4 protein-coding genes and 3 pseudogenes are annotated in these 5,204 nt (G+C 38.2%); 1 reads left to right on the plus strand and 6 read right to left on the minus strand.

Going from position 1 to position 5,204, the window contains the following annotated elements:
• Positions 1 to 648: 648 nt before the first annotated feature.
• The 6 genes and pseudogenes from ACFINY_RS09325 to ACFINY_RS09350 form a co-directional block, all read right to left on the minus strand.
• A pseudogene (locus ACFINY_RS09325) lies at positions 649 to 1,647 on the minus strand (DUF3987 domain-containing protein); the annotation flags it as partial.
• A gap of 139 nt (positions 1,648 to 1,786) precedes the next feature.
• Positions 1,787 to 2,059 (minus strand): type II toxin-antitoxin system RelE/ParE family toxin, encoded by a 273-nt coding sequence (locus ACFINY_RS09330; protein WP_375610964.1) that lies wholly within the window; start codon positions 2,057 to 2,059, stop codon positions 1,787 to 1,789.
• A complete protein-coding gene (locus ACFINY_RS09335) occupies positions 2,056 to 2,346 on the minus strand; it encodes a CopG family ribbon-helix-helix protein (RefSeq protein ID WP_375610963.1) in 291 nt (96 codons plus the stop codon). The genes ACFINY_RS09330 and ACFINY_RS09335 overlap by 4 nt, the downstream gene beginning before the upstream one ends.
• 111 nt (positions 2,347 to 2,457) lie before the next feature.
• A pseudogene (locus ACFINY_RS09340) lies at positions 2,458 to 3,138 on the minus strand (virulence-associated protein E); the annotation flags it as partial.
• Between the two features lie 98 nt (positions 3,139 to 3,236).
• The gene (locus tag ACFINY_RS09345) at positions 3,237 to 3,437 is read right to left on the minus strand and encodes an AlpA family transcriptional regulator (protein ID WP_011180791.1); all 201 of its coding nucleotides are present in this window, start codon (positions 3,435 to 3,437) and stop codon (positions 3,237 to 3,239) included.
• 198 nt (positions 3,438 to 3,635) lie between these two features.
• Positions 3,636 to 4,802, minus strand: coding sequence for a tyrosine-type recombinase/integrase (locus ACFINY_RS09350; protein ID WP_375612608.1), 1,167 nt, complete (start codon positions 4,800 to 4,802; stop codon positions 3,636 to 3,638).
• A gap of 177 nt (positions 4,803 to 4,979) precedes the next feature.
• On the opposite strand from ACFINY_RS09350, the pseudogene ACFINY_RS09355 reads away from it, so the two are divergent.
• A pseudogene (locus tag ACFINY_RS09355) lies at positions 4,980 to 5,177 on the plus strand (phage tail protein); the annotation flags it as partial.
• Positions 5,178 to 5,204 lie beyond the last annotated feature (27 nt).

Raw genomic sequence — 5,204 nt, forward strand, 5'->3', positions numbered from 1 at the left:
TCCCCCGTAGAGCATTTGATGTTGCCTGTTCACGATAGGATTGTAAAAGGGAGCGTAAAGTGAATTGTTCATTATCAGACTTAATAGATTGAAGCATATTGTAATAAAAATCCCTTGCCTTATGAGATGATTAATATTCATTAAAAGAATCAAAACGAATTCAATTAAATGCACTTAAAGCAAATAACGATAAAAATGGGAAAAAACTGCTAAAAAAGCCGATATTTTTTTCAAAATGGGTCTTTAAGGCTGCTTATCAACAGCCCATGACATGGAATAAGATCAGCAAAGTAGTGAAATTTGCTATTCATTTCACGTATTCATCAAGATAAATGTACTACGTTCTTTAAAATATCAGAATGAGTATTTTGATAGGTTTTGTCTGTTTTTACCCCCCCCAAAACACCTACAAAACCCTCTTAGATATATATTAAAAATTGTATTTATGTGTTATGTTTAATATAGGTTGTTTATTTAAAAGATTAACTTATTGAAATATAATAACTTTTATTTTTGACTAAAAAAATATATAAAGGGGGGGTAAAAAGACCCCCCAAAACCCCCATACCCCCCCAAAACTAATGATGGGGAGTGCTTTAAAGGTTCACTGTTATATTGTTTAATGTTTTATAAGATTTCCAAATTGCCTCAGTGTGATGTCTTATGACTTTTCACTAAAGGGTGCCATTCATAACGTATGGTAGGTCGACCGCCTTGGGAGTTATTCTCTCCAGAGATTTCACGAATATAGTTACAACGACATAAAAGCTCTAAAGCTTGCTTAACGGTTTGATTGTCTGTTAAATATTTCCAATCACGTTTATAAACATCCCTTGCTGTAAAAACATCGGGTAAACAATCACAACGCTCGACAATTAATTTTGCACGCTCTGCTGTTAATGTATCCCCCGCCGCATAAAGTCTTTTGGCATGACTTAACAGATAACTTGTCCAACGCAACGCTGTTGTGATGGCATAGAGTCCAATTTCTAAACGACCAGTGTCAAGAAGTTCAAAAATCAACGCAAGACTTGCTATGGTCTTTGGCATTTTTAAAAGATGCGATTGTAAGCTTTCTGAGTGAGTACCTCCTTTTGCCTCTTTATGAAGATGCTCGAACCATTCATAAAACTTCACTTGTGCTTTAGGAGAAAAACGCATAATCAGTGGTTGTTCGGGAGAACCTAAGCGTTTATCACGAAAAGAGCGAAATACCCCTTCATACTTTTGCCAGACCTCTTGATTGGGCGGTTTATCAACCAATTGCCACTCTTTATTGTCATCGGGCCAGACAATCATTTGAAAGCGTTGCAATAAACCGTCATCGTTTATTCCACGGTGTATGGCTTGAATGAGCGGAATAATGCGTGAAGGTTGAATGCCTCCAATCATGGATAAAGTGACATAAGGGATAAAAATGGTTCCACGCTCTATACGGTCATAAGTAAATTGATCATCGCCATTAAAAGCTGTTAAATAAAAGGCGCGGTCTGATTGATATTCCTTTCTTTCTAGATTGGCTAAAAAGCCAGCCAATTCATCACGCACCATTAAGAGACCACGGGGGTTTTCTTTTAAGAGTTCCCCAAGCTTTTCAACAGACACATCATTGACAATAGTGTCATCTTCATTTTTACGAGTAGAAACTAAGCGGTGTGCAAAGTGCATTATGCAATCATATTCGCAGTATTAGAAAAATAATAATTTATCATTATTTACTGATACGGAGCGCAGTATTGTAGAAAATAATTTTCTTCAATTACAAAATAAATAAAAATACAGTTGATTAAGGAAATTTTTTCTTTGTATGGAGCACACGTAAAATACGCACAACGCCATTTGAAATATCATAAATCATGATATAATTTGGATGTACAATAAGTTCACGTGTATTTACAATTCGTCCTAAACGACCAAGAGTAGGAAATTTAACAAGTTTTTCTACTTTTTCAGATAAAAGTTGATCAAACTTTAAGGCAGCGGAAGGATTATCTTGTGATATGTATTCACGTATCTTTTTGCGGTCAACGTGTGCTACTTGTGTCCAAATTAGCTTCATAAAGTTGATCTATCTAGTTTACTTTGTGTCTTTAAGCGCCATTCTTTTGCTTCTGCTTCGATTTCTTCAGAAGACATTATATCACTTGCATTAGCAGAATTTATCCCTAATTGAACTTGTTCCCGAAACCATAAATCGTATGCACTTTTTTCTTTTTGTTCTTTTACGATATCGCGCATATAATCGCGCAATAATTGTGCACCAGATCTATCACACGCCTTTGCTGCTTTGGAAAATTCATTTTTTAATACATCATCGACGCGAAAGGTAAATGTTGTCTCAGCCATTTTACGACCACTTAATGTGTTACAAAGTAGTTCTAATGTAATGTATTTTTACTGTTTCTTCAATAGGTACTATTAGAATAGATATTTTATATCTATTTTGCATTTTCATAGGGTTGAAAGGGACGCCCATAAATCAACGGGCTCTGATAACAACCCAGACAAAAGAGCCAGACCGGTTTCAATGCCTTCACAAATGACCAGATGTTTTGGATTGGCTTGGCTTAAATGCACCCCACCACCCGTTACAGATCCCAACATGGCTTTTGCTGGTTTTTGATCTGTTTTGCAGCCATTGTCTTTTAAAAAGGTTCTATGAATGGCAAAGGAACCAGCCCCCTTAACAAGAGCAATCAACGCGGGCAATGTACCCCCAGAGGGGTGTAGACATTTGTCGTAAAAGCGTAAATCTGTAGGCAAATCACATGTAATATCCCGCATACGTAAATAGGTTTCTGCTAAAGTATTTTTGATTGGTTGGCTTTGTTGCCAAATTGCTCTTTCTGCTTTCCTTTTTGCTTGTTTGAGATCAGCACAAAACCGTTTTGAGAAAGAGAGCGTCTGATCATAAGCTTGTTTTCCAAGCAATCCAATTCTAATAAGCGCTTGTATGATCTCTCTAAAAGAGCAGCCAGCATAACAATAGAGTAAAAGACGCCCATCATTTCCATTAGAAATAGATAAACTAGGCAGCCTATCATCATGAGCAGGGCAACGGGCTGTTCCATAACGCCCATGCCAAACCCCGCGCAAGGCACGTGTGATACCTTGCGCATTCTTAAAAGAACACATCATTGTAAATCCTATAACGTTGCGTCACAGGACGGATTGTGCTATCTCTAGGGTGATGAGTTTGAGAAAGCCTTGTCCGTCCTTACGTGACAAGGTTTTTTTTATGCCGCGTCACTTTGACGTTGCTGTTTTGCTTGCTCGATGACATTGATAAGATCCGATTGTAACCAACGGGACAAAAAACCAAATTTTAAAGGTTTTGGGAGAGAGCCATTGGTTACATGACGGCGGAATGTTGAGACACTCATATGAAGCAATTTTGCACTTTCACGGTCTGTCAAAAGAATATCATTTTCTGTCATACTAAAATCCTTTCTATCAAAAAATGGTAACAAATCATAACTATTTATTAAGCACATTTTGGTTTATTTTTGAAGGTATTTTATTTATAGAAAACAATATTTTATCATATAAATTCTGATGTGATAATTTATGAGTCTAATTGAGAGCGAATGAGAGAGAAAGTTATCCACAGATCATGGGGTTATGCACCCCATATCTTAAGATTGACCAGTGACATAAGCCGCCCATTTATCCATATAGACACGGCGCTGTTCTAAATAATCAGTACGACGATAGGCACGCTCTACTTTGCCGCCAACTGTATGACTTAGAATAGTTTCAGCGACCTCATAGGGGGCATCGGTTGTTTCTGCTAGCCAATTGCGTAAACTAGAACGAAAACCATGCGGGCAGGCTTCAAGTTTATTGTCTCTCATATATTTTGCCATACAATTCTCAGCAAGGGGAGCACGACCGGAAAAAGACAGAATGAAATTACTTTTGGAAATACAACGGGCTTGTTTAATCACTTTTAGCGCTTCAGATGATAGAGGTACGCGAAATTCTGTTGTAGCGTCACGCAAACCTTTCATATTCTCAGCAGGAATAGTCCATACATCATCTTCAATCTGATCTTCACGAATATGACGCAAAGGGTTGGTACGAACGCCTGTCAGGATAAGCAAGCGCAAAGCCAGTTGTGTTATGTTTTGTGTTTTACAGAGTAACTGATAAAAGGCGGGAACATCTTTCCAATCCATTGCAGGTCTATTAGTGGTTTTATGACGTTGTTTACCTAAGAGCGCGCGTGCTTTTTCTGTTGCTTGTAAATCAACATCTAACCCTAATGCAGCCGCATGTTTGAGACAAAGATTAAGACGATTTAGTGCTTTCTCTGCTGTTGCAGCTTTTGTATGCCAGATAGGAGCAAGGGTATTGCGTATCTCTGTTTGTGTAATCTCTGAAACGGGCAGACAGCCCAATTTAGGGAGAATATGAAGGCGTAATGGTAAAAACCAATCACAAGCTTTACCATCTCTTTTTAATTCAGCTTTACGGCTTTCAAAAGCATCTAAAGCAATGTTTTTTAAATAATGAAGATTACGCATTGCCTCACGCTTTTGTTTATCGCGTTCTTTAATGGGGTCACGACCCTCATGTAAAACAGCACGCCATTGGTTTGCCAATTCACGGGCTTTTTTTAAAGAGACATGTCTTAAGGCGCCCAAGCCCATTTCACGGCGCCGACCGTGAATGGTATAACGATAAAGCCATTGAGCACCACCATCTTTACGCTTATGGAGGATCAAGCCGGCACCATCATTATATTTGCCAGCTCCCAATGTTGCGACAGCCCTTGCGTTAAGACGATTCATAAGAACCATTTTCATTCCTTTCTTATACAGTTTTACCCACACGCCAGCCCCGCTTATGCCGTGCAAGCAAATGGGTTTGTTTGATTCAATATAAACAGACTTGAAATGAGAGAATCTTACGTTATTCGAGACTCTCATTCAACATACAAAACAGTGAATTATCATTATAAATCAGTGTGTTGTAGGTTTACAGAAAAAGACAAGCCGCCACGTTTACCTTGGTTTATCAGGAGCCCCTTTGCTAATTTTTTATATTATTCAACGCCTATAACAGAAGGTCTGAATGACAGAGAGCATCATGAACATCATCTCATGGCAGAGAGGGTTGGTGGTATTGAAACGCGCCCCGTTAATGTGAGTGTAATTTATGGGATCAAGACATGAGGAGTTGAAATGTCATTAAAACCGTTT

It is taken from the genome of Bartonella sp. AA23NXGY, assembly GCF_042197165.1.
Classification (GTDB): Bacteria; Pseudomonadota; Alphaproteobacteria; order Rhizobiales; family Rhizobiaceae; genus Bartonella.